Annotated in this window: 1 pseudogene; it reads left to right on the top strand. The window is 44.6% G+C overall.

Annotation, left to right across the window (positions count from 1 at the left end):
• Positions 1-764: pseudogene (locus tag G1O98_RS40520) on the top strand (hypothetical protein); the annotation flags it as partial.

The following is a 764-nucleotide window of genomic DNA, read 5'->3' as shown; positions in this document are numbered from 1 at the left end:
ATCGCCGCCGCTTTGAAGAACAGTTACGGGTGATGCTGGCTAATTTTACGGTACGCAAACAATATTTAAAGGTGAACTTAGAGCGTTTCTTGTGCCGTCCTGAAGGTGGGGGATTAGCAGCACTGCGAATCAAACAGCAGGGGGTAGACTGGTTACGCACTTCCCAACTGGCGGTGTTGATGTTTGGTCACAGGAACACGACAGCACTTTATTTTGACCGGGGGCAACTGAAGCTGGGGGATAGCCCACTGTTGGGCTTTGCCAATATGTTGGATATCGTGCTGGATATGACTAGCGGTTTAGACCGAGAGCGTTTATCTTCGGCAATATTTGATGCACGCTACGCGGTTATTGATCAGGTCTATAGTCAGCAGCTTGGTTATACGAAACGCCCTAATTGGATAACTTTTGACCAAATACAAGCCCTAGCAAGTGCTAAAGACCCCAGTTTAAGAAAAAAAGAAATTTCTCATATTGTTGATGCTCTTAATGTAGCAACGGCCCAATATTGGGATAAGCTATTGCGGTGGATGGACAAAATATTACCCAGACCGTTGAACGAGGTAATCATCGGTGGGGGCGCTGCTTACCATGTAGAAATTGAGTTGGAGATGTATTTCAATTGTGCATGGCAACTCAAGAAAACATCTAATTACAGAGAGGTTTACGAAAGAACTGGTGAATACATCCCCAAAGACGACAAATTGCCAATGATACCGATGGTTTGGGGTAGTGGTTTTATAACTCAGGTGCAAGAAACTTTT

Source organism: Nostoc sp. UIC 10630 (assembly GCF_010747425.1).
Classification (GTDB): domain Bacteria; phylum Cyanobacteriota; class Cyanobacteriia; order Cyanobacteriales; family Nostocaceae; genus Nostoc.
The sequence above is the reverse complement of the archived record's forward strand: the minus strand, read 5'-3'. Positions and strand labels throughout refer to the sequence as shown.